This window comes from Mesorhizobium sp. M0587 (genome assembly GCF_040320945.1).
Taxonomy (GTDB): domain Bacteria; phylum Pseudomonadota; class Alphaproteobacteria; order Rhizobiales; family Rhizobiaceae; genus Mesorhizobium.
Window position 1 is genome coordinate 46,865 of sequence record NZ_JAMYQP010000022.1, and the last position, 20,040, is coordinate 66,904.

General features: G+C 63.0%; 21 protein-coding genes and 1 pseudogene. 11 read left to right on the forward strand and 11 right to left on the reverse strand.

Annotation, left to right across the window (positions count from 1 at the left end):
* Nucleotides 1-41: 41 nt before the first annotated feature.
* Nucleotides 42-674, reverse strand: a complete 633-nt coding sequence (locus NKI49_RS19935; protein WP_352601926.1) for a PAS domain-containing protein — start codon at nt 672-674, stop codon at nt 42-44.
* Between the two features lie 387 nt (nt 675-1,061).
* On the opposite strand from NKI49_RS19935, the gene NKI49_RS19940 reads away from it, so the two are divergent.
* Together NKI49_RS19940 and NKI49_RS19945 are read left to right on the forward strand one after the other, a co-directional pair.
* The gene (locus NKI49_RS19940; protein WP_352601924.1) at nt 1,062-1,832 is read left to right on the forward strand and encodes a rhomboid family intramembrane serine protease; all 771 of its coding nucleotides are present in this window, start codon (nt 1,062-1,064) and stop codon (nt 1,830-1,832) included.
* Between the two features lie 86 nt (nt 1,833-1,918).
* Nucleotides 1,919-2,350, forward strand: a complete 432-nt coding sequence (locus tag NKI49_RS19945; protein WP_027028210.1) for a CBS domain-containing protein — start codon at nt 1,919-1,921, stop codon at nt 2,348-2,350.
* Between the two features lie 49 nt (nt 2,351-2,399).
* On the opposite strand, the gene NKI49_RS19950 is transcribed toward NKI49_RS19945, so the two are convergent.
* The gene (locus tag NKI49_RS19950) at nt 2,400-2,657 is read right to left on the reverse strand and encodes a YjhX family toxin (RefSeq protein ID WP_027028211.1); all 258 of its coding nucleotides are present in this window, start codon (nt 2,655-2,657) and stop codon (nt 2,400-2,402) included.
* Between the two features lie 281 nt (nt 2,658-2,938).
* Between NKI49_RS19950 and gatB the strand changes: the two genes are divergently transcribed.
* From gatB to NKI49_RS19965, 3 genes are all read left to right on the forward strand, one after another.
* Nucleotides 2,939-4,438, forward strand: a complete 1,500-nt coding sequence (gatB, locus tag NKI49_RS19955) for an Asp-tRNA(Asn)/Glu-tRNA(Gln) amidotransferase subunit GatB (RefSeq protein WP_352601921.1) — start codon at nt 2,939-2,941, stop codon at nt 4,436-4,438.
* Nucleotides 4,439-4,440: 2 nt separating this feature from the next.
* Nucleotides 4,441-4,932, forward strand: a complete 492-nt coding sequence (locus NKI49_RS19960) for a GNAT family N-acetyltransferase (RefSeq protein ID WP_352601919.1) — start codon at nt 4,441-4,443, stop codon at nt 4,930-4,932.
* Nucleotides 4,933-5,036: 104 nt separating this feature from the next.
* Nucleotides 5,037-5,381 carry a VanZ family protein gene (locus NKI49_RS19965; RefSeq protein WP_352601917.1) on the forward strand — a complete coding sequence of 115 codons (345 nt, stop codon included), beginning with the start codon at nt 5,037-5,039 and terminating at the stop codon, nt 5,379-5,381.
* Between the two features lie 39 nt (nt 5,382-5,420).
* On the opposite strand, the gene panC is transcribed toward NKI49_RS19965, so the two are convergent.
* Complete coding sequence (panC, locus tag NKI49_RS19970) at nt 5,421-6,272, reverse strand: pantoate--beta-alanine ligase (RefSeq protein ID WP_352601915.1); 852 nt, start codon at nt 6,270-6,272, stop codon at nt 5,421-5,423.
* Entirely contained in the window at nt 6,269-7,111 is an 843-nt protein-coding gene (gene panB / locus NKI49_RS19975) for a 3-methyl-2-oxobutanoate hydroxymethyltransferase (RefSeq protein ID WP_352601913.1), read from the reverse strand. Before panB ends, panC begins: the two co-directional genes overlap by 4 nt.
* A 234-nt stretch (nt 7,112-7,345) precedes the next feature.
* Between panB and NKI49_RS19980 the strand changes: the two genes are divergently transcribed.
* From NKI49_RS19980 to NKI49_RS19995, 4 genes and pseudogenes are all read left to right on the forward strand, one after another.
* Nucleotides 7,346-7,744 (forward strand): NADH:ubiquinone oxidoreductase subunit NDUFA12, encoded by a 399-nt coding sequence (locus NKI49_RS19980; RefSeq protein ID WP_352601911.1) that lies wholly within the window; start codon nt 7,346-7,348, stop codon nt 7,742-7,744.
* A 120-nt stretch (nt 7,745-7,864) separates the two neighbouring features.
* A complete protein-coding gene (locus NKI49_RS19985; RefSeq protein ID WP_352601909.1) occupies nt 7,865-8,410 on the forward strand; it encodes a DUF2155 domain-containing protein in 546 nt (181 codons plus the stop codon).
* A 21-nt stretch (nt 8,411-8,431) separates the two neighbouring features.
* Nucleotides 8,432-8,614 (forward strand): annotated as a pseudogene (locus tag NKI49_RS19990) (DUF2155 domain-containing protein); the annotation flags it as partial.
* Between the two features lie 76 nt (nt 8,615-8,690).
* Nucleotides 8,691-9,077, forward strand: a complete 387-nt coding sequence (locus NKI49_RS19995) for a hypothetical protein (RefSeq protein WP_352601907.1) — start codon at nt 8,691-8,693, stop codon at nt 9,075-9,077.
* Nucleotides 9,078-9,086: 9 nt separating this feature from the next.
* On the opposite strand, the gene aat is transcribed toward NKI49_RS19995, so the two are convergent.
* The 6 genes from aat to NKI49_RS20025 all read right to left on the reverse strand — a co-directional run bounded on the left by aat (nt 9,087) and on the right by NKI49_RS20025 (nt 14,417).
* The gene (gene aat, locus NKI49_RS20000) at nt 9,087-9,704 is read right to left on the reverse strand and encodes a leucyl/phenylalanyl-tRNA--protein transferase (protein ID WP_352601905.1); all 618 of its coding nucleotides are present in this window, start codon (nt 9,702-9,704) and stop codon (nt 9,087-9,089) included.
* A 12-nt stretch (nt 9,705-9,716) separates the two neighbouring features.
* On the reverse strand, nt 9,717-11,060 hold the full coding sequence (gene accC, locus NKI49_RS20005; RefSeq protein ID WP_352601903.1) for an acetyl-CoA carboxylase biotin carboxylase subunit: 1,344 nt from the start codon (nt 11,058-11,060) through the stop codon (nt 9,717-9,719).
* A gap of 9 nt (nt 11,061-11,069) precedes the next feature.
* Nucleotides 11,070-11,528 (reverse strand): acetyl-CoA carboxylase biotin carboxyl carrier protein, encoded by a 459-nt coding sequence (gene accB, locus NKI49_RS20010; RefSeq protein WP_027028222.1) that lies wholly within the window; start codon nt 11,526-11,528, stop codon nt 11,070-11,072.
* 26 nt (nt 11,529-11,554) lie between these two features.
* Entirely contained in the window at nt 11,555-11,989 is a 435-nt protein-coding gene (gene aroQ / locus NKI49_RS20015; protein WP_352601900.1) for a type II 3-dehydroquinate dehydratase, read from the reverse strand.
* Nucleotides 11,990-12,136: 147 nt separating this feature from the next.
* Complete coding sequence (locus NKI49_RS20020; RefSeq protein WP_352601898.1) at nt 12,137-12,940, reverse strand: DsbA family protein; 804 nt, start codon at nt 12,938-12,940, stop codon at nt 12,137-12,139.
* Between the two features lie 85 nt (nt 12,941-13,025).
* Nucleotides 13,026-14,417: a M48 family metalloprotease gene (locus tag NKI49_RS20025; RefSeq protein ID WP_352601896.1), complete on the reverse strand. Its 1,392-nt coding sequence runs from the start codon at nt 14,415-14,417 to the stop codon at nt 13,026-13,028.
* A 145-nt stretch (nt 14,418-14,562) separates the two neighbouring features.
* On the opposite strand from NKI49_RS20025, the gene NKI49_RS20030 reads away from it, so the two are divergent.
* Together NKI49_RS20030 and NKI49_RS20035 are read left to right on the forward strand one after the other, a co-directional pair.
* Complete coding sequence (locus NKI49_RS20030; RefSeq protein WP_352601894.1) at nt 14,563-15,711, forward strand: pyridoxal phosphate-dependent aminotransferase; 1,149 nt, start codon at nt 14,563-14,565, stop codon at nt 15,709-15,711.
* Between the two features lie 4 nt (nt 15,712-15,715).
* Nucleotides 15,716-16,645 carry a glutaminase gene (locus NKI49_RS20035; protein ID WP_352601892.1) on the forward strand — a complete coding sequence of 310 codons (930 nt, stop codon included), beginning with the start codon at nt 15,716-15,718 and terminating at the stop codon, nt 16,643-16,645.
* Nucleotides 16,646-16,741: 96 nt separating this feature from the next.
* Here the strand turns inward: NKI49_RS20035 and NKI49_RS20040 are convergent, their stop codons facing one another.
* Nucleotides 16,742-19,660 carry an Rne/Rng family ribonuclease gene (locus tag NKI49_RS20040; protein WP_352695734.1) on the reverse strand — a complete coding sequence of 973 codons (2,919 nt, stop codon included), beginning with the start codon at nt 19,658-19,660 and terminating at the stop codon, nt 16,742-16,744.
* Nucleotides 19,661-20,040 lie beyond the last annotated feature (380 nt).

The following is a 20,040-nucleotide window of genomic DNA, read 5'->3' on the forward strand; positions in this document are numbered from 1 at the left end:
CAAAGGGAAAAAACGAGGTGCCGATCGCGCGAGATCGCTAACTATTCCTCACGTCCGCCGTCGAAGACGACGAGATGGCGGATGCGGCGCGCGCGGCCGAGCGCCGAGATCGTTTCGGGCGCCTCGATCTCGTCGGGAACGAGGGAGGGAACCTCGATCGCGGGACGATTGTTCAGGAGTTCCTTTTCCGGATCGATGACGCGGATGGAATCGATCAATGCATCGGTGATGGGGTCGGCACCCAGCCAGAATGGTTTCTCCGCGGCGCTGATCACGCCCAGGCACCGCGGATTTTCAACACCGCCGTCGAGCGGCAAGGCAAGCAGTTCGAACCTGTTGGAACGGCCGTTGCGACTGAAGCCCTCGAAGATCATGAGCACCACGGATTTCTGGTCGAAAACGCCTTGAATCAGCCGCGAAACCAGCCGCTGATCCTTCTCGCGCCACAGCGAGGGGAATGAGAATCCCTTCAGTTCGCGGCCGTAACAGGCGCAGAGCCTGGTGCCGGCGAGGCGGAACACGGGCTGTCCGCGCGTGTCCTTCTCCAGGATGAACGTATCCGCCAGCAGCGACTTGATGTCGGCCGGCTCGACTTCCGATCGCTTCGGAGCAGGGCGTCCGTCACGCAGGCGGTTCCAATAGTGGAACAGCGTGATCGATCCGTTTTGGTTCATGCTATGCAACTCCGCGCATTCTGCCGTCTGATGTCCCATCGGTGAACAGAAGGGCGCCCTCCGATGACTTACATGCGTTGCGGAGCAGGAAGCGTGCCAGCGTCGTTAACACTTGTTCACGGGTCGGGGCCGTTAAGGTTAACAACTGGTTTACGTTGCGCCAAAACGAGCCTTGTGGCACATAAAAGCCACTCCAGAAGCGGTCGTTTCGCGACGATCGGCAGCACTTCAGTCAAGAGTTTGGGGAGCAGGGGGCTCGACCAGCCGTTCAAGGGAAACCTTGGACGGCTTCTTTTTTGATTCGCACCAGGGCGATTCGCCGTTTGCGGTTCCGGTGGCGGTGATCTACATGCTCGCGGGCCGAACCAGCACCGAGTGCGATTGCAGATGAGCGAACCGGTAAACCCTTCCGAGAGCGAACAGTCCGAAGCAGAGCAGGCTGAGAACTCGCCGCCGGCGCGGGAGCCGGTGTTCAACCTGCCGCCGATCGTGCTGGCGGTGATGGGCATCTGCGTCGTCGTCTATCTGCTGCAGCAATATGTGCTGAATGAAACGCAGCAGATGACGCTGCTGTATGACGGGGCTTTCATCCCCGTCCTTTACACCGGAGAATACGGCTTCGATTGGTTCCTGCTTTCCCGGCCTTTCACCTATGCCTTCCTGCATGGCGGCTTCGCTCACATCGCCATCAACATGGTCTGGCTTGCGGCTTTTGGTTCGCCGTTAGCAAATCGTTTGGGCACGCTCTGGTTCGCGCTGTTTTTCGCCCTGACCGGGCTGGCTTCCGTCGCGCTCTTCTGGGCGTTGCATCCGCTCGGAGAGGCGCCGCTGGTCGGTGCCTCCGGTGCGATCTCAGGCATGATGGGTGCCGCGGCGCGTTTTGGTTTCCGCACCGACCGCTCGGCCGGCAAAGCTGCCTTCGCCGGACCGGTGCTGCCGATCGCAATCGTGCTGCGCTCGCGTGGCGTCATGACGTTCCTTGCCATGTGGATGATCATCAACCTCGCCACAGGCCTGCTCGGCTTTGCGCCGGGAATAGAGGGCCAGATCGCCTGGGAGGCCCATATTGGCGGCTTTGTCGCCGGCTTCTTCGGCCTGCGATGGTTCGACCGGCGATGGCAGGCGTCCGAATGGGAGACCTTCGACCACCGCACTTGAAATGCAACCGAACGCGGCGCACGATGTTCATTCTTAGGTGAAAGCCGGTCAGGCAGGAACCGGCAGGCGAAGCAGAGGAGGACGCCATGACGGTTAAGGCCATTCTTGAGCAAAAAGGCCATGACGTGTTGACGCTCGGGCCGAACGAAAAGCTTAGCGAAGCCATTCGCATCCTGTCCGAGCACAGGATCGGGGCGCTTGTCATCACCAATGGCGATCGCAAGATCGTCGGCATCCTGTCCGAGCGCGACATCGTGCGGGTTGTCGCGCGGGAAGGTGCCGCCGCGCTCGATATCGCCGTGCGCTCGGCAATGACGCCGAAGGTGAAGATCTGCAACGAGAACCACACCGTCAACGAAGTGATGGAGATCATGACCCGAGGCCGCTTCCGCCATCTGCCGGTGGAAAAGGACGGCCTCCTCGACGGCATCGTCTCGATCGGCGACGTGGTTAAGCGTCGCATCGAGGACGTCGAGCGCGAGGCCGCTGAGATCAGGGCCTATATCGCCACCGCTTGAGCGGTGAAAGGAACCGCCGGCCGGAGAACCGACCGGCGGAACCCACATTCTATCTGTTGTCCAGTTCGGAACGGACGAGTTCGAGCCCGCGCCGGGTGATGCGGTAGGGACCGCCACGCGACGAGGAGACCGCCTTCTTCCGTTTCAGCTTTCGAAACAGGTCGAGATCGACGCCCGGGTAGTGCCAGCCATCGCGGGTCAGGCATTTGACGGAGGCGATCCGCTTTTTGTCGTTCTTTTCGATTTCTATGCGCCCGCCCTGCGCAAGCAGGTGCAGAATGCGCTGTTCTATGCGCGAAATATCCATGTGAGAGTTTCCGGGAAAACAAAAAAGCCGCCGCCGCGACGTTTCGCGGCACGGGGTTTTCAGGTTTTTCTGCCCTGCCTCGCTACGAGGTCAGGGCCTTACCGGGACTGAGCGTAAGTGGACATCCACTCTCCATTGGGATGGATGTCCTGTAAGCGAAAGCGGTTGAAAAGGCCAGCGCGCGGCTTTGCGCTTGTCTCGCCGTGCGGTTTGCACTAGCGAAGGCCAACATCCAAATTCGCGAAAATCCCAATTCTCGCGAGCTAGAACCGCAGGCCGCCATGAGCATCATCGACACCCGCACGCCCGACGCAAAACGCCTGATCCCCGGCGCCACCGGCGACTGGGAGATCATCATCGGGCTTGAGGTTCACGCGCAGGTGACGTCGGAGGCAAAGCTGTTTTCCGGCGCCTCCACCGCTTTCGGTGCCGCTCCCAACGCCAATGTCAGCCTGGTGGACGCGGCGATGCCCGGCATGCTGCCGGTCATCAACGAGGAATGCGTCAAGCAGGCGATCCGCACCGGCCTTGGCCTGAAGGCGCAGATCAATCACAAATCGGTTTTCGATCGAAAGAACTACTTTTATCCGGATCTACCGCAGGGCTACCAGATATCGCAGTTCAAGCAGCCGATCGTCGGCGAAGGCACGGTGATCGTCTCGGTCGGCCCAGACCGCCAGGGCGAATTCGAGGACATCGAGGTCGGCATCGAGCGGCTTCATCTGGAGCAGGATGCCGGCAAGTCGATGCACGACCAGCATCCCACCATGTCCTATGTCGACCTCAACCGCTCGGGCGTGGCACTGATGGAGATCGTCTCCAAGCCCGACATGCGCTCGGCCGACGAAGCCAAGGCCTACGTCACCAAGTTGCGCACCATCGTGCGCTATCTCGGCACCTGCGACGGCAATATGGACGAAGGTTCGATGCGCGCCGACGTCAACGTCTCGGTGCGCAAGCCGGGCGGCGAATTCGGCACGCGTTGCGAGATCAAGAACGTCAATTCGATCCGCTTCATCGGCCAGGCCATCGATTATGAGGCGCGCCGGCAGATCGCCATTCTCGAGGACGGCGGCAAGATCGACCAGGAAACGCGGCTGTTCGATGCCGTCAAGGGCGAGACGCGTTCGATGCGCACCAAGGAAGAGGCGCACGATTACCGCTATTTCCCCGATCCAGATCTGTTGCCGCTGGAATTCGATGAGGCCTATGTCGATGCGCTGGCAAGGGAGTTGCCGGAACTGCCCGACGCCAAGAAGACCCGGCTGATCTCGTCGCTCGGCCTGTCCACCTACGATGCCTCGATCCTGGTTTCGGAGAAGCCGATCGCCGACTATTTCGAGAAGGTGGCCGCCGGCCGCGATGGCAAGCTCGCCGCCAACTGGGTCATCAACGATCTGCTCGGCCAGTTGAACAGGGCTGGCAAGGGTATTGAAAATGCTCCGGTTTCACCGGATCAGCTCGGTGCCGTCATCGACCTGATCAAGGACGGCACCATCTCCGGCAAGATCGCCAAGGACCTGTTCGAGATCGTCTGGAACGAGGGTGGCGACCCGCGTCAGCTGGTCGAGAGCCGTGGCATGAAGCAGGTCACCGACACCGGCGCCATCGAGAAGGCTGTCGACGAGGTCATCGCCGCCAACCCGGACAAGGTCGAGCAGGCGCGCGCCAAGCCGAGCATGGCAGGCTGGTTCGTCGGCCAGGTGATGAAGGCGACCGGCGGCAAGGCCAACCCGCAATCGGTCAACGACCTCGTCAAGGCCAAGCTGGGCATCGAGTAGCGGTGTTCGTCCGCACCGCCGGAGAACGCGACCTCGCTGCCATTCGTGCGCTGCTGGTCGAAACTTGGCACGCGACCTATGACGCCATCTACGGTGCCGAACGGGTCACCGCGATCACCGACGAATGGCACTCGATCGCCTCGCTGAAGATCCGGCTGACCAGACCGAACAGCGAATTCCTCGTTGCCGATGACGGCAAGCGCATTGGCGGTCTGGCCTTCGCCGAAAGCATCGATGGCGGCAAATTGGTCGTCCTGAAGCAGCTTTATGTGCTGCCGGACCTGCAAGGGCGGGGCATCGGCGGCATGCTCCTCGATGAGATCATCGAAAGCTTCCCCGAGGCCCGCGCCATGCGTCTGGAGGTGGAGGAGCAGAACACGCGCGCCGTCGCCTTCTACGAGGCGAACGGCTTCCTGCGATCCGGCGATGGCGGCGAGCACATCGGCGCCTTGGGAGAACCGACGCTCGTCTACCTCAAGCCCCTTGTCGGCTGACGGCCGGATCCCGGCCCATGTCTGGATTACCTTCGCGCTAACGGCGATTCGTATGCGTCATCGCTGCATTTGCTGTGCCGGCTTGCGAAGGGTATGCAGGGGACATGATCAAACTGTCCCGCATTACTGCCTCGGCGCTGCTAGCCATCATCATTTTCGCGACTTTGTCGCCAATCCAGCTGCGGCCACACATCGCCGAGGCGAATGTCGAGCGCGCTCTGGCTTATGTGCTGTTGGGCTTCGCCCTGGCGATCGGCTTCCCCAACCGGCTCTATCAAGCCGTGATCTTCGTGGTTGCGACCGCCGGCATATTGGAACTGCTTCAGATTATCGACCCCGGTCGCCACGCGCAGTTTGTCGATGGACTCGTGAAAGCGTTGGCCGGGATTATTGGAATCGCCCTTGGGCAATTATTCGTCAGGACCAGCGTGCGAAAAGAAGAGAGCTAGGCACGGCAGCGAACCGCCGCGCCGGTGGGATGTCCACGTCTAGGCGGAGGGAATTTCCACATTATCGATTAGCCTGGTGTTGCCGAGCCACGCCGCAGCGAGCAGGCGCCCCGGCCTGTCCTGGCGCCACGGCGCGAGCGTCTGGGTTTCGCGGGCCTCGACATAGTCGACTTTCTGAAACCCCGCCGTGATCAGGGAGCGGTTGGCCTCGTTGATCGCGTCGATCCGGTCGCTGCCGGCCGCCAGCGCCAGCGCCGCCTTGCGCAGGATCACGTTGAGCTGGCGGGCGACTCCGAGCTCGGCCGCGCCGAGATAGGCGTTTCGCGACGACATGGCGAGGCCATATGCGTCGCGAATCGTCGGTGCGCCGATGATCTCGACCGGCAGGTCGAGATCCCGGCAGAGTTGCCTGACGACGCAAAGCTGCTGGTAGTCTTTCTCGCCAAAGACCGCGCAGTCCGGCGTCGCCTGCAGGAAGAGCTTGGCCACCACCGTGGCGACCCCGTCGAAAAAGCTGGGGCGGAAGTCCGATTCGAGCCCGGCGGAAGGGCCGCCCACCGAGATCCGGGTGGCAAAGCCGGCGGGATACATCTCGCCTACCGTCGGCGTGAAGGCGAGGTCGGCCTTGGCCGTCGCCAGCTGGTCGAGATCCCTGGCGAGCCGGCGCGGGTACTTGTCGAGGTCTTCCGTTGGCGCGAATTGCGTCGGGTTGACGAAGATCGACACGACGCAGCGATCCGCGCTTTCGAGTGCGATCCTGACCAGCGACAGATGCCCGTCATGCAACGCGCCCATGGTCGGCACCATGGCGACGCGGAGGCCCTCGCGGCGCCAGCCGCGGACCTGCGTCCGAAGAGAGGCGACGCTATCGACGACGATCGGCCGGCTCATGCGTCATCCCTGCTGTTTGCGGCCGAAAAGACATGGCTGGGGCCAGGAAACGTCCGGCTTCGCACCTCCGATGCGTAACGTTCTGCGGCATGCGCGATCACGCTGCGCAGGTCGGCATATTCCTTGACGAATTTCGGCACACGGTCGACGGTCAAGCCCACCATGTCGTCGATGACCAGGATCTGGCCATCACAGTCGCCGCTGGCGCCGATGCCGATGGTTGGAATGGCGATGCGGCGGGTGATCTCGGCCGCGACCGCCTCGATGGTGCCTTCGATGACCACCGAGAACGCGCCGGCTTGTTCCACGGCGAGCGCATCGGCCAGAAGGGCCGCCACGTTCTCGTCCGTGCGGCCCTTGATCTTGTAGCCACCATCCTTCTCCACCGATTGCGGCAGCAGGCCGATATGTCCCATGACCGGAATGCCGGCCTCGGCGATCGCCGCGATCTGCCGCGCCATGTCGACGCCGCCCTCGATCTTGACCGCCTGGCAGCCGGTTTCGCCCATGATGCGCCGCGCCGAGGCAACGGCCTGCGTCGCCGAATCCTCATAGGTCCCGGCCGGCATGTCGACGACGACGCAGGCCCTGGCCGAGCCGCGCATCACCGCTTTCCCGTGCGCGATCATCATCTCGATCGAGGCGCCCAGCGTCGTCTCATGGCCGTGCAGGACCATGGCGACGCTGTCGCCGACCAGAAGCAGGTCGACATGCGGATCGAGCAAGCGGGCGACGGGATAGGTGTAGGCCGTGAGGCAGACCAGTGGCGTGCCGCCCTTGCGGCGGCGAATCAGATCGGCGCCGATGCGAATGTCGGTGGTCGGCAATTCCGTGGCCAATCGTCACCTCCGTCGGCCCGCAACCAAGTGGGGTGGACATGCTGAGCGGGCGCGCAGAGCTTTAGAAAGACCGCCAGGGGTTGGCAAGCACGCATCCTGCCACCCGGAAAGATCACAGGCTTGTGTCGAATTCCCGGCAAGCCATTTCAGCGCTTCCTCCGGCAAGACCCTTGCCTTCCCCGAGGCCTGACGCCATAAGCAGGAAACGGGCGCTGCCGGCGCGAGGGTTCTGAGATGAAGACTTTCCTTACGCAGTTTTTCACCTGGTGGAACAGCCAGACGCTGGGAACGCGCCTGCACACCTGGCGCCATGGCAAGAAGGTCGGCCAGGACGAGATGGGTAACGTCTACTACGAGGGCGGCGTCGATTCGGAAGGCCGTACGCGCCGCTGGGTCATCTACAGCAACTATTCGGAAGCTTCGGCCATCCCGCCCGGCTGGCACGGCTGGATCCACCACCGTGTCGATGCCGCGCCGCCAAGCGACGACTACCGGCCGCGCGACTGGCAGAAGCCGCACCAGCCAAATCTGACCGGCACGCCGGCAGCGTACCGCCCGAAGGGCTCGGTGTTGACCAATCAGCACCGCCCGCAGGTCACGGGCGATTACGACGCCTGGACGCCTGGGTCATAACGGCAAGGTGGGTGCCGGTCCTTTATCGCCACAATTGGTGTTTAGCTGCTTGCTGATCAGAAAACGGCGACTAGCCTTGGTCAATAGAATCACCCGGGCACGAACCACCGGTACCTTTGCATGAGCTTTTTCAGCCTGACATCGATGGGCGGCCTGACGTTGGCCGCCAGCCTTGCAGTCGGCACCGCGGCCTTTGCCGCTTCGCCGGAACCCGCCGCACCGGCACCGGCGGCACCCGGGGGATCGGAGCGCATCACCAATCCGGTTGCCGAGTTTGCCGGCATCGACAAGATCACCGGCCGCATCATCACCTTCGACGTCTATATCGACGAGACGGTGCAGTTCGGCGCTTTGCAGGTGACGCCGCGCGTCTGTTATTCGCGGCCGCAGAACGAGGAGCCGAAGACCGATTCCTTCGTCGAGGTCGACGAGATCACGCTCGACCGCAAGATCCGCCGCATCTTCACCGGCTGGATGTTCGCCGAAAGCCCTGGTCTCAACGCTGTCGAACATGCCGTCTATGACGTCTGGCTGAAAGAGTGCAAGCAGAAGTCCGACGTACCGGCGCCCGACGCCGCCAAGGCCGATGCTTCGAAGCCGGCCGCGGCCACGCCGGACGTTGCACAGCCCGATGCCACGGAACCGGATACCACCGGCGCCAACTGATCCCTGGAACCGCCATGGCCACCACGCGTCGAACATGCCGTCTATGACGTCTGGCTGAAAGAGTGCAAGCAGAAGTCCGACGTACCGGCGCCCGGCGCCGCCAAGGGTGACGCGACCAAAGCCGATGCTTCGAAACCGGCCGCGGCCACGCCGGACGTTGCACAGCCCGATGCCGCGGAACCGGATACGACCGACGCCAACTGATCTCCTGGAACCGCCATGGCCACCACGCGTTGGGGCCGGTGACGGCCGCGCATGGATGCGCCGGGAGGACAATCCGATGTCGGACAGCAAACGGATCACGGCCAACGAGGCGGAGTTGCTGGAAATCGAAAAAGGGTTCTGGACGGGTGACGCGGCCTACTACGCGGCCAATGCGGATACCGAATGCCTGGTGGCATTTCCGCAGCTGGCAAAAGCGATGGACAATGCCGATCTCGCCAGGACGGCGGCCCATCCCAACCGCTGGCGCGATCTCGACATCGAGCTCAAGGGAATAATCGAGCCGGGCAGCGACATCATCATGCTGACCTACGAGGCGCATGCGACGCGCGAGAATGGCGAGCCCTACGCGGCGCTTGTCAGCACCGGCTATGTTCATCGCGCTAATGGCTGGAAGATGATGTTCCATGCGCAGACGCCGATCGAGACCGCGGCCCGCAAGTGAGGCTGATCTCTAGGGGAAAAAAACCGCTTCACCCTTCAGCGCCTCGGCCAGCATCTTCTCATATTTGCCGCGCGGCACGTCGACGGCACCGAAGCGCTTGAGGTGCTCGGTGGTGAACTGTGTATCGAGCAGCGCGAAGCTGCGTGCCTTCAAGCGCTCGACGAGATGCACGAGGCAGATCTTCGACGCGTCCGTTTCGCGCGAAAACATGCTTTCGCCGAAAAATACCCGCCCCAACGATACGCCGTAGAGGCCGCCGACCAGCCGGTCCTGGCGCCAGGCTTCCACCGAATGGCAGTGGCCGATACGATGCAACTGCACATAGGCCTCCCGGATCGGCGCGTTGATCCAGGTCGAGCGCCGCTCTTCCCGCCGCTCCGCGCAAGCGTCGATCGTCGCCTCGAAATCGAAATCGAAACGGATGTCGAACAGGTTCCTGCGGATTGTCTTCTTCAGGCTTTTCGGCGTGTGAAAACCGTCGAGCGGAATGATGCCGCGCGTCTCCGGCCGCACCCAGAACACCTCTGGGTCACCGGCACTTTCGGCCATCGGGAACACGCCCGAGGCATAGGCCTTGAGCAAGAGGTCGGTGGGAATGCGATAGCCGGGCGCGTAGGGACGGGTCATCGCGCCTCCACGCTATTCGCCTTTGGCCAGGTATTTTTCCAGCCAGTGGATGTCGTAGTCGCCATTGGCGATGTCGGCATTGCCGACGAGATCGCGAAACAGCGGCAGCGTCGTCTTGATGCCGTCAACGACGAATTCGTCCAGCGCCCGGCGCAGCCGCATCATGCATTCGACGCGGTTGCGCCCATGCACGATGAGCTTGCCGATCAGGCTATCGTAGTAGGGCGGGATCTTATAGCCGGAATAGACCCCGGAATCGACACGGATGCCCAGACCGCCCGGCGTGTGGAAATGGCTGATCGTGCCGGGCGAGGGGGTGAAGGTGCGTGGATCCTCGGCATTGATGCGGCATTCGATGGCGTGGCCGTTGAACTTGATGTCTTCCTGCTTCACCGAAAGACCGCCGCCCGAGGCGACGCGGATTTGCTCGTGCACGAGGTCGATGCCGGTGATTGCTTCCGTCACCGGATGCTCGACCTGCAGGCGCGTGTTCATCTCGATGAAATAGAACTCGCCATTCTCGTACAGGAACTCGATCGTGCCGGCGCCGGAATAGCCGAGATCGGCAATGGCCTTGGCGCAGATGCCGCCGATGCGGGACCGCTCCTCGGCGTTGAGCGCCGGCGAATTGGCCTCTTCCCAGACCTTCTGGTGGCGCCGCTGCAGAGAACAGTCGCGCTCGCCGAAATGCACGCCGCGGCCAAAGCCGTCGCCGAACACCTGCACCTCGATATGGCGCGGCTTTTGAAGGTATTTCTCGATGTAAACGGCGTCGTCGCCGAAGGCGGCACCGGCTTCCGTGCGTGCCGTCTGCAGGGCGACTTCGAGGTCGGCTTCGGTGAGCGCCACCTTCATACCGCGTCCGCCGCCGCCGGCCGATGCCTTGATGATCACGGGATAGCCGATCTCGGCGGCGATACGCTTGGCTTCCTTTTCCTCGGTCACGGCACCGTCCGAGCCCGGCACCACCGGAATGCCGAGGCGCTTGGCCGTGCGCTTGGCCTCGATCTTGTCGCCCATGACGCGGATATGGTCGCCGGTCGGGCCGATGAAGGTGATGTTGTGCGCGGCCAGGATGTCGGCGAACTTGGCGTTTTCCGACAGGAAGCCGTAGCCCGGATGCACGGCGTCGGCGCCGGTGATTTCGCAGGCCGCGACGATCTGGTGGATGTTGAGATAGCTGTCGCGCGACGGCGGCGGCCCGATGCAGACGCTCTCGTCGGCGAGCCGCACATGCATGGCGTCCGCATCGGCGGTCGAATGAACCACCACCGTCTGGATGCCGAGTTCCTTGCAGGCTCGTAGCACCCGAAGCGCGATTTCGCCGCGATTGGCGATGAGGATCTTCTGGAACATCCGGTCGCTCTATTCGATCACGACGAGCGGCATGCCGTACTCGACCGGCTGCGCGTCCTCGAACAGGATCGCCGTCACCGTGCCGGCGCGCGGCGAGGGGATCTGGTTCATCGTCTTCATCGCCTCGATGATCAGCAGCGTCTGGCCTTCCTTGACCTTCTGGCCGACTTCGATGAATGCCTTGGCGTCCGGCGACGGCGCAAGGTAGGCGGTGCCGACCATCGGCGAGGCTACCGCGTTCTTCGAGACATCCACCGCTGCCGGGGCTGCGGCGACGGCAGGTTGGGCTGCTGCCGGCGCATAGGCGGCCTGCGGTGCCGCGATCGCGTGAACAGCCGGCGCCTGCCGCGACACGCGTACCTTCAGGTCGCCCAGTTCCACCTCGATCTCTGTGAGATTGGTGTCGTTCAGTATGCCCGCCAGATCGCGGATCAGCTGTTGGTCAACACCGGTCTTCTTTATCGACATTTTGGAGCCTTCTGTTTGTTGGCCGGTCATAGGCGTGCGGCCAACGCCTGCAGCGCCAGCGTGTAGCCGAGCGGCCCAAAACCACAGATCATGCCGATAGCGACCGGCGCGACCATGGAGACGTGGCGGAACGGTTCCCGGGCATGGATGTTGGAAAGATGAACTTCGGCGACCGGCAGCGGGGCGACGGCGCGGATGGCGTCATGGATGGCGATCGACGTATGGCTGTAGGCGCCCGGATTGATGACGATGCCGGCAGCCTTGTCGCCGGCCTCGTGGATCCAGTCGACAAGATCGCCCTCGTGGTTCGACTGGCGGAAATCGATCTCGAGCCCAAGCGCCGCGCCTGCCTGCTTGCAATCGTCGGCGATGGCGGCAAGCGTCTTGCCGCCATAGATGCCCGGCTCGCGCTTGCCGAGCGCGTTGAGATTGGGACCGTTCAGGACGAAAACCGTTTTCAAAAAATCAGAACCTTTCCCGGCGCCGACATCAAGCCGGCGCGCTGGGCCCTCTATAATGGGCATAGTCGCCCGCGGAAAGAGCGCAAGTGCGTTCTTTCACTGTCCACAACAGGCGGAAATGCGCCTGTGAAGGAAAGTCGCGGCTGATCAAAGCGCGGCTTTCGCCGCCTCGATCTTTTCGGCCAGCACCTCCTGCCCGAGCGCCCCGAACACCACGTCGTTGCCGACGACATAGGACGGCGTTCCGGTGATCGCTAGCTTGTTGGCAAGATCGAAGGTCTTGGAGAAGGCCTCGGAGATCGACGGATCCTTCATCTTCTCGCGCAGTGTCGTCTCGTCGGCGCCGAGCGAAAGCGCGACCTTGATCGCCGCCGCTTCGGTGGCGCGTCCCTGGCCGCCGAGCAAGGCATTGTGGAACTCGCCGTATTTTTCCGGCTTCATCATGTGGAACGCCATCGAAACGACGCTCGCCTTCTGCGAATCCGGTCCCAGGATCGGGAATTCCTTGAGCACGAAGCGCAGATCCGGATCCGACTTGGTCAGCGCGCGCATGTCTTCGATGGCGCGTTTGCAGAAGCCGCAATTGTAGTCGTAGAACTCGACGATGGTGACCTTGCCGTTCGGATTGCCGACGACGCCGTCGAAAGCGGAGTTGAAGATCTGCTCCTTGGCGTCCTTGATGACGCCCAGATGAGCGATGCGCTGCTCTTCCTTCTGCTTGGCCTCGAGCGCGTCCTGGACTTCGAGCAGCACTTCGGGGTTCTTCAGCAGATAGTCGCGGATGATCCCCTCGACTTCGCTGCGGTCGATCTTGGTGTCGGCCGCAGCCAGCTGGACGGGCTGCGCCGTGTCTGCCTTTGCGGTCTGCGGATTGCCGGCCACGAAACCGAAAGCCAGCATGGCAAGGGCTACAGCGATCCCCGTGGTGCCCAACAGCAGTGCCTTTTTCATCGTTTCGTTCCTTTTGCCTGTTTTCTTGCGTGTTTTCTGGCCCGGTAAGTCTGGCTTTGTCTCGGCGGGCGGCCGGAAGGTTCACTTAGGTCTTGCCTGACGGCTTGTAGTTTATGATGTCCTGGGCGCGAATCCAGCGCGGTTCGCCGCGTTTCATCTGCTGCTGCGCCCGCATGGCAAAGATTTTCGCATCCTTGTAGCTGCCGGAATAGAAATGAGCCTCGGCAGTGGCAAGCTCGGCACCGGGTATGTCGCCCAACTCGCCATAGGCCTGCGCCAGATAGCGGTATCCGACGGAATTTTCCTTGTCGCGTCCCAACCCGTTGTTGATCTGCACGATGGCTTTCTTCAGCGATTCGGGCGTACCGATCGCCATCAGCGCCTGGCCAAGGGAAACCGGCAGCAAGCCTGATCGCGCGGGATCGAGGCTGACCGCCTTGGCATAGGCGTCGGCGGCATCCTTGGGCTTGTTGGCCTTCATCAAAATATCGCCGCGCAATTCCTGGAAATAGGCGTTTCTGGGCTGCGCCTTGATCAGCGCGTTTGTCTTGGCCAGCGCGGCGGCGATATTGCCGTAAAGATAGGTCGACTGGGCGTCGCCATACTGCGCGGCGAGGCTGCCCTGCATCTTTCGCATCAGCCGCGACGCGGCGGCCTGGCCTTCCATATAGACGGCGATCTTGACCCGCACCATGTCATGACGTTGCTGCAGCGCCGGCGGATCGACCTTGTCGACGTCCGGGCTCTGTTTCACCAGTACTTCGAGGTTGGCGATGCGGTCCTGCGGCATCGGGTGGCTGATCCGGTAAGGATCGACCTGCGCTCCCGACAGCGACAGCGCGCTCTGGAAACGGTGGAACGTCTTCAGCATGCCCATGCCGGACTGGCCCGTGGCGTTGAGATATGTGATCGCGGAGCGATCGGCGGTCATCTCTTCGGTGCGCTGATAGGCCAGGATGCTGCGCTGCGCCATCTCGCCGCCGCCGGCCGCCACGCCCATGCCGGCGCCGGCAAGGCCGCGGCTGTTGGTGGTCGCACCGGCGACCATTGCCCCGGCGCCGAGCAAGGTGGCGATGATCGCCATCGTCTTGGCGCGTTCGAGCTGGTCGCGCAGTTTCTGCTGGTGGCCGCCGGCGATATGTCCGGCTTCGTGCGCGATGACGCCGATGATCTCATTGGGCGTCTCGGCCGTCATCAATGCCCCGGTGTTGATGAACAGCCGGCGTCCGGTGACGAAGGCGTTGAAGCTGGAATCGTTGACCAGCACGATGTCGATGCCGTCATTCGCCAGTCCGGCGGCCTTGAAGATCGGCCGTGCGTAGTCGCGCACCAGGGCCTCGATCTCGGCATCGCGTATTACCGGCACGCTCTGGGCGAAGGCGGTCACGGAACTTGCCACCGCGACGGCAAGGCCAAGCGAAAGCGTCGCGAAAACGCGCGCTATCCCGGCAATTGTCGATCTGGGTCGGCTCAACATGATGTGTCCACTGGTAGACGAGCGGGCGAAAGATGAAAAGTCGGCACCGGAAACTTCCTCAAACTTGTGATCCTCACATCAATCGGGCATTTGTGCGGCGCATGCGTCAGTGGCTGGCGCGGTCAATCGTCAGGAACGGGGTAAAATGGTCGTTTCGCTCTCACGTCGTGGCAATGTCGAGCCATTCCACGCCATGGATGTGCTGGCCGAGGCCAACCGGCTGAAGGCCGCGGGCGCGCCGGTGATTTCCATGGCGGTCGGCCAGCCGTCCGATCCGGCGCCCGCCCGGGTCCGCGCCGCGGCGGCCAAGGCCTTGCAGGACGGGCGCATAGGCTACACCGACGCGCTCGGCCTGGCTGGCTTGCGCCAGGCCATCGCCGGACATTACGCGGATCAATATGCGATCGATGTGCCATCCAGCCGGATCGCGGTGACCACCGGGTCGTCGGCCGCCTTCAACCTCGCCTTTCTGGCGATGTTCGATCCTGGCGACCGCGTCGCCATCGCCGCGCCCGGTTACCCCGCCTATCGCAACATCATGGCAGCGCTCGGCATCGATGTCGTCGAGATCGAGCTCGGCGACGCGGCTTACCTGCATGCCGGCCATCTGGAGACCGCGCATCGCGAGAAGCCGTTGAAGGGCGTCCTGTTCGCAAGCCCGGCCAACCCGACCGGTGCGGTGATACCGGCCGACGAACTGGCGGCGCTGGTGAAAACGGCGGAAGCGCTCGGTATCGCGGTGATCTCGGACGAGATCTATCATCGCTTGGCCTATGATGCCCCCGATACCACGGCACTCGCCTTCGGCGAGAGCGTGACGGTGATCAATTCCTTCTCGAAATACTATTGCATGACCGGATGGCGCATCGGCTGGATGGTGCTGCCCGAAGAGCTGGTGCGTCCGGTCGAGCGCATCGCCCAAAGCCTCTACATCTCGCCGCCGGAGCTGTCGCAGATCGCCGCGATCGAGGCCTTCAAGGCGACCGAGGAATTGGAAGCGGTGAAAGGCCGCTACGCATGGAATCGCAAGCTGTTGATGAAACGCCTGCCGGAACTCGGCTTTCCGATGGCGGCGCCCATGGATGGCGCATTCTATGCCTTCTGCGATGTCACCAGGCATACCAATGACAGCATGGCCTTCGCGCGAAAGATGCTGGCGCAGGCGCATGTCGCGGCGACGCCCGGCCGTGATTTCGACACCCAGGCCGGCCATCGCACGATGCGGTTCTCCTATGCCGGCAGCCACGACGAGATGGTCGAGGCGGTAGCGCGCATCGAACGCTGGTTAAGGTAGCGCCATGCCGGAGCTCGAGCAGGCGCTGGCCGAAGTCGCGGCCGAAATGGCCGAACGCACGGATCGCGGCGAGGTCGCTTCCTACATTCCGCAACTGGGCAAGGTCGATCCGAGGAAATTCGGCATCGCCGCCGTCACCAATGATGGCCGCGTGCTGGTGGCCGGCGACGCCGACCAGGCGTTTTCGATCCAGAGCATCTCGAAAGTGTTCACCTTGACGCTGGCGCTCGGCAATGTCGGCGACGCGCTATGGAACAGGGTCGGACGCGAGCCGTCGGGAAATCCATTCAACTCGATCGTGCAGCTCGAGCACGAGAACGGCATTCCGCGCAATCCGTTCATCAATGCCGGCGCCATCGTCATTTCCGATATCCTGCTTGCTGGCCATCAGCCGCGCGAGGCGATCGGCGAGATCCTGCGCTTCATCCAGTTCCTGGCCGACGACGAAACGATCATCATCGACCGCGATGTCGCGGCCTCCGAACGCGCCACCGGCTACCGCAATTTCGCGCTCGCCAACTACATGAAGTCCTTCGGCAATCTTCATCATGCGCCGGAGTTGGCGCTGGGCGTCTATTTCCACCACTGCGCCATAGCCATGAGCTGCCGGCAACTGGCGCTCGCCGGTCGCTTTCTCGCCAATGGCGGCAAGAACCCGGCGACCGGGCATTCCGTTGTGTCGACCGAGCGCGCGCGCCGCATCGGTGCGATGATGCTGACTTGCGGCCATTATGACGGCTCCGGCGACTTCGCCTTCCGCGTCGGCATTCCCGGCAAGAGCGGCGTCGGCGGCGGCATACTGGGCATCGTGCCGGGGGTGGCTTCGCTTGCCGTCTGGTCGCCTGGTCTCAACGCCAACGGCAATTCCAGGCTGGGTTCGATCGCGTTGGAAAAGCTGGCCAGGATGATGAATTGGTCGATCTTCGCGCCGTAGCGTTTCATGCTCTGGGCCAGATATGAAAATCCCGCGCCGGTCGATGCTGGCGCGGGAATTCTTTCGTCAAATAATCAGAACAAGGGGCTGAAAAGCTTAGAAAAAGCCCTTCCGTTGCCACCAGCCTGCGCGCTTCGGCTTTTCTTCGGCCTTGGTTTCCGCTTCTTCGGCTACTGTCGAAGACACCACCGGCACGACCGGCGCCTCGGCGGCCGCCGGCTTGCGCCGTGACGGACGGGCCTTCGGCGTCACTTCGACGACCGCGGCCGCTGCTTCGTCCCCAGCTGTCGCCGGAGCTTCGACGGATGCCTGCTTTGCGGCCTCGGCAACCGTCGCCTCGGCGACAGCTTCGGCAGTTGCCTTCTTTGGCTTGGCTGCACGACGCGGCTTCTTCGGCTTCTCGGTGCTCGGCACCTCGTCGCTGGCCGGAGTTGCCGGCTCTTCCATCGGGGCGGCGACTATCGGCTCGACCGATTCAGGCTCGCTTACGGAAGCATCGGCCGCGGAAGGCTCGGTCGCTTCGGCAGCGCCTGCCTCGGTTTCGCCTTCGGTTTCACCATCTTCGCGGCGGTTGCGCTTGCCGCCGCGCTTGCCGCGCCGGCGCTTCTTGCCCTGGCCTTCGTCCGAAGCCTCAGCCGTTTCAGAAGTTTCGGCAACACCAAGAGGAGCCTCGTCCGCTTCCGTGTCGCTATCGCCGGCCGAATCGGAGAACGCATCGGCGGGCGCGGAGACGGAAGTCCCGTCCATGGGCGCGCCATGCTCGCGGTCGCGATCCTTGCCGCCGCGCCGTCTACGCCGCTTGCGGCGCTTGCGGTCGCGGCCTTCGCCTTCTTCGCCGCTGGCAGGCCGCGACTGCTGTTGCTGCGGCTGCTGGCGTGGCTGTTCGGCTTGTGCCGGAGCATCTTCGTCTTCCGCCTCGACGACGATCTCGTCCTCGGGCTCTTCCGGCTCGACATAGGCCGGGAAGCTGCGTGCCTCGACAAAGCCTTCCGGCTTTTCAGCCAGCGCGCCGCGGAAGATCGCGTAGTGCTGCGCACCGACCGCATCGTCGGCCTCGACAGTGATCGTGAGCCCAAAGCGGCTTTCGAGTTCCACCAGCGTGCCGCGCTTGTGGTTGAGCACGTACAGCGCGGTCGCCGCCGGTGTCCGCACGGTGATGTGGCTGCGCGAATCCTTGAGCAGGAATTCCTCGATCGCTCGTACCACCATCAGCGCGACCGACGAATCGGAGCGCACATGGCCGGTGCCGCCGCAATGCGGGCAGGGCTTCATGGTTGATTCCAGCACGCTGGCGCGGATGCGCTGGCGCGACATTTCCATCAGGCCGAAATGCGAGATGCGGCCGACCTGGATGCGGGCACGATCGTTCTTGAGGTGGTCCTTCAGCCGCTTCTCGACGGAGCGGTTGTTGCGGTTCTCCTCCATGTCGATGAAGTCGATGACGATCAGGCCGGCGAGATCGCGCAACCGGAGCTGGCGTGCCACTTCCTCGGCCGCTTCCAGATTGGTGTGGAGCGCGGTGTCCTCGATCGAGTGCTCCTTGGTCGAGCGGCCCGAATTGACGTCGATGGCGACCAGCGCCTCGGTCTGGTTGATGATGATGTAGCCGCCGCTTTTCAGCGTCACCTGCGGCTGCAGCATGCGGTCGAGCTGCGCCTCGATGCCATTGCGCACGAAGATCGGCGTCGTGTCGCGGAACGGCTGGACCACCTTGGCATGGCTCGGCATCAGCATGCGCATGAAGTCCTTGGCCTCGCGATAGCCTTCCTCGCCGGAGACCAGGATCTCGTCGATATCCTTGTTGTAGAGGTCGCGCACCGATCGCTTGATCAGGCTGCCTTCCTCATAGACCAGGGCAGGGGCAGTGGACTGCAAGGTGAGACTGCGGACGTTTTCCCAAAGCCGCATCAAATATTCGTAATCGCGCTTGATCTCGGCCTTGGTGCGGCTCTCGCCGGCGGTGCGCAGGATGACGCCCATGCCTTGCGGCACTTCGAGATCGGCGACGACCTCCTTGAGGCGCTTGCGGTCCACCGCGCTGGTGATCTTGCGCGAAATGCCGCCGCCACGCGCCGTATTCGGCATCAGCACGGAATAACGGCCGGCAAGCGACAGATAGGTGGTGAGTGCCGCGCCCTTGTTGCCGCGCTCTTCCTTGACGACCTGCACCAGCAGGATCTGCCGGCGCTTGATCACTTCCTGGATCTTGTACTGGCGGCGCACCGGCTTGCGGCGATTGCGCACCTCTTCCAGCGCATCCTCGGCGCCGACCGATTCGACCTCGTGATCGTCCGGATGCGAGGATTGCACCTCTTCCAGCATGCCGCGATCATTGTCGCTGGACGTCGCTTCACCGGCCTGTTCCGCCTGCGGGGCGGCTTCGGAAATCACATCGGCATCGACCGAGGCGGCAATCGACGTCGGACCGCCTTCACGGGTTTCGCTCTCGTCGGTGGAACCTTCGTCATTTCCGGATGCATCGGCATGTTCCGAAGCGTCGGCCGCGTGCTCGATGGTCTCGGCGGCGAGAGGCGTGTTTTCGGCATCGGCATCATTGTCGTTGCCTTCGCCAGCAGCTTCGCTTGCCTCGCCGTCTTCGGCTGTGCCCGCGTCGCGCCGGTTTTCGCCGCGCTCGCGGCCTTTGCCGCCGCGCCGGCGTCCGCGCCGTCCCCGGTCACGGCTCTGGCGATCGTCGCCTTCGCCGTCCTCGTCCTCCTCGTCTTCGGCCTCCTGCGCTTCCGCGCGCAGCAATGCCTGACGGTCGGCGACCGGAATCTGGTAGTAATCGGGGTGTATTTCACTGAAGGCGAGAAAACCGTGACGGTTGCCGCCATATTCGACAAAAGCTGCCTGAAGGGAGGGTTCGACGCGCGTTACGCGGGCGAGGTAGATATTTCCTTTGAGCTGCTTCTTGTCCTGGGATTCAAAGTCGAATTCTTCGATACGGTTACCGCGTACGACGACAACGCGTGTTTCCTCCGGGTGGGAGGCGTCTATCAGCATTTTGTTGGGCATTATTTCGTTTCCCCCCGGCAGCCGTCAGCCGCAGCTGGCGGGGCAAAGCCCGCTGCTGTGTGTCTGGATGAGTGTGGGTGCCGGATAATTGAATGTCCGCCGGACGCTGCCTGCGCGTCATGGCGGTGCCGCCCGCAGCCATATTGGCGCGGTTTGATGCGGACCTTTCCATGATTGCGCTTGAAGCCATCGTCACCAGCAGAACCTTTGAACCAAAGCCCGGGCGAACCGGACCAGCTTGTTTGCTCATACAGAGCCGGCGCGGGAACAAACCCGGCCGTTTTCCTCACGCAGGCGATTCCCCCGCCACGGGAGCACACCTGCGAAATTCGTCGAGATCACCTGAAGCCTTCTCGCCTGAAGCGAGAGGAGCCGCCTTT

Excerpts from the sequence above, each read along its gene's own strand:
- NKI49_RS20020 (WP_352601898.1), bottom strand. The coding sequence starts at position 12,940 with ATGAAAAAGGCACTGCTGTTGGGCACCACGGGGATCGCTGTAGCCCTT.
- panC (WP_352601915.1), bottom strand. The coding sequence starts at position 6,272 with ATGAGCCGGCCGATCGTCGTCGATAGCGTCGCCTCTCTTCGGACGCAG.
- NKI49_RS19950 (WP_027028211.1), bottom strand. The coding sequence starts at position 2,657 with ATGGATATTTCGCGCATAGAACAGCGCATTCTGCACCTGCTTGCGCAG.
- accB (WP_027028222.1), bottom strand. The coding sequence starts at position 11,528 with ATGTCGATAAAGAAGACCGGTGTTGACCAACAGCTGATCCGCGATCTG.
- NKI49_RS20040 (WP_352695734.1), bottom strand. The coding sequence starts at position 19,660 with ATGCCCAACAAAATGCTGATAGACGCCTCCCACCCGGAGGAAACACGC.
- NKI49_RS19940 (WP_352601924.1), top strand. The coding sequence starts at position 1,062 with ATGAGCGAACCGGTAAACCCTTCCGAGAGCGAACAGTCCGAAGCAGAG.
- NKI49_RS20025 (WP_352601896.1), bottom strand. The coding sequence starts at position 14,417 with ATGTTGAGCCGACCCAGATCGACAATTGCCGGGATAGCGCGCGTTTTC.
- NKI49_RS20035 (WP_352601892.1), top strand. The coding sequence starts at position 15,716 with ATGCCGGAGCTCGAGCAGGCGCTGGCCGAAGTCGCGGCCGAAATGGCC.
- NKI49_RS19965 (WP_352601917.1), top strand. The coding sequence starts at position 5,037 with ATGATCAAACTGTCCCGCATTACTGCCTCGGCGCTGCTAGCCATCATC.
- NKI49_RS19995 (WP_352601907.1), top strand. The coding sequence starts at position 8,691 with ATGTCGGACAGCAAACGGATCACGGCCAACGAGGCGGAGTTGCTGGAA.
- NKI49_RS19980 (WP_352601911.1), top strand. The coding sequence starts at position 7,346 with ATGAAGACTTTCCTTACGCAGTTTTTCACCTGGTGGAACAGCCAGACG.
- gatB (WP_352601921.1), top strand. The coding sequence starts at position 2,939 with ATGAGCATCATCGACACCCGCACGCCCGACGCAAAACGCCTGATCCCC.
- accC (WP_352601903.1), bottom strand. The coding sequence starts at position 11,060 with ATGTTCCAGAAGATCCTCATCGCCAATCGCGGCGAAATCGCGCTTCGG.
- aat (WP_352601905.1), bottom strand. The coding sequence starts at position 9,704 with ATGACCCGTCCCTACGCGCCCGGCTATCGCATTCCCACCGACCTCTTG.
- NKI49_RS20030 (WP_352601894.1), top strand. The coding sequence starts at position 14,563 with ATGGTCGTTTCGCTCTCACGTCGTGGCAATGTCGAGCCATTCCACGCC.
- NKI49_RS19985 (WP_352601909.1), top strand. The coding sequence starts at position 7,865 with ATGAGCTTTTTCAGCCTGACATCGATGGGCGGCCTGACGTTGGCCGCC.
- NKI49_RS19935 (WP_352601926.1), bottom strand. The coding sequence starts at position 674 with ATGAACCAAAACGGATCGATCACGCTGTTCCACTATTGGAACCGCCTG.
- NKI49_RS19945 (WP_027028210.1), top strand. The coding sequence starts at position 1,919 with ATGACGGTTAAGGCCATTCTTGAGCAAAAAGGCCATGACGTGTTGACG.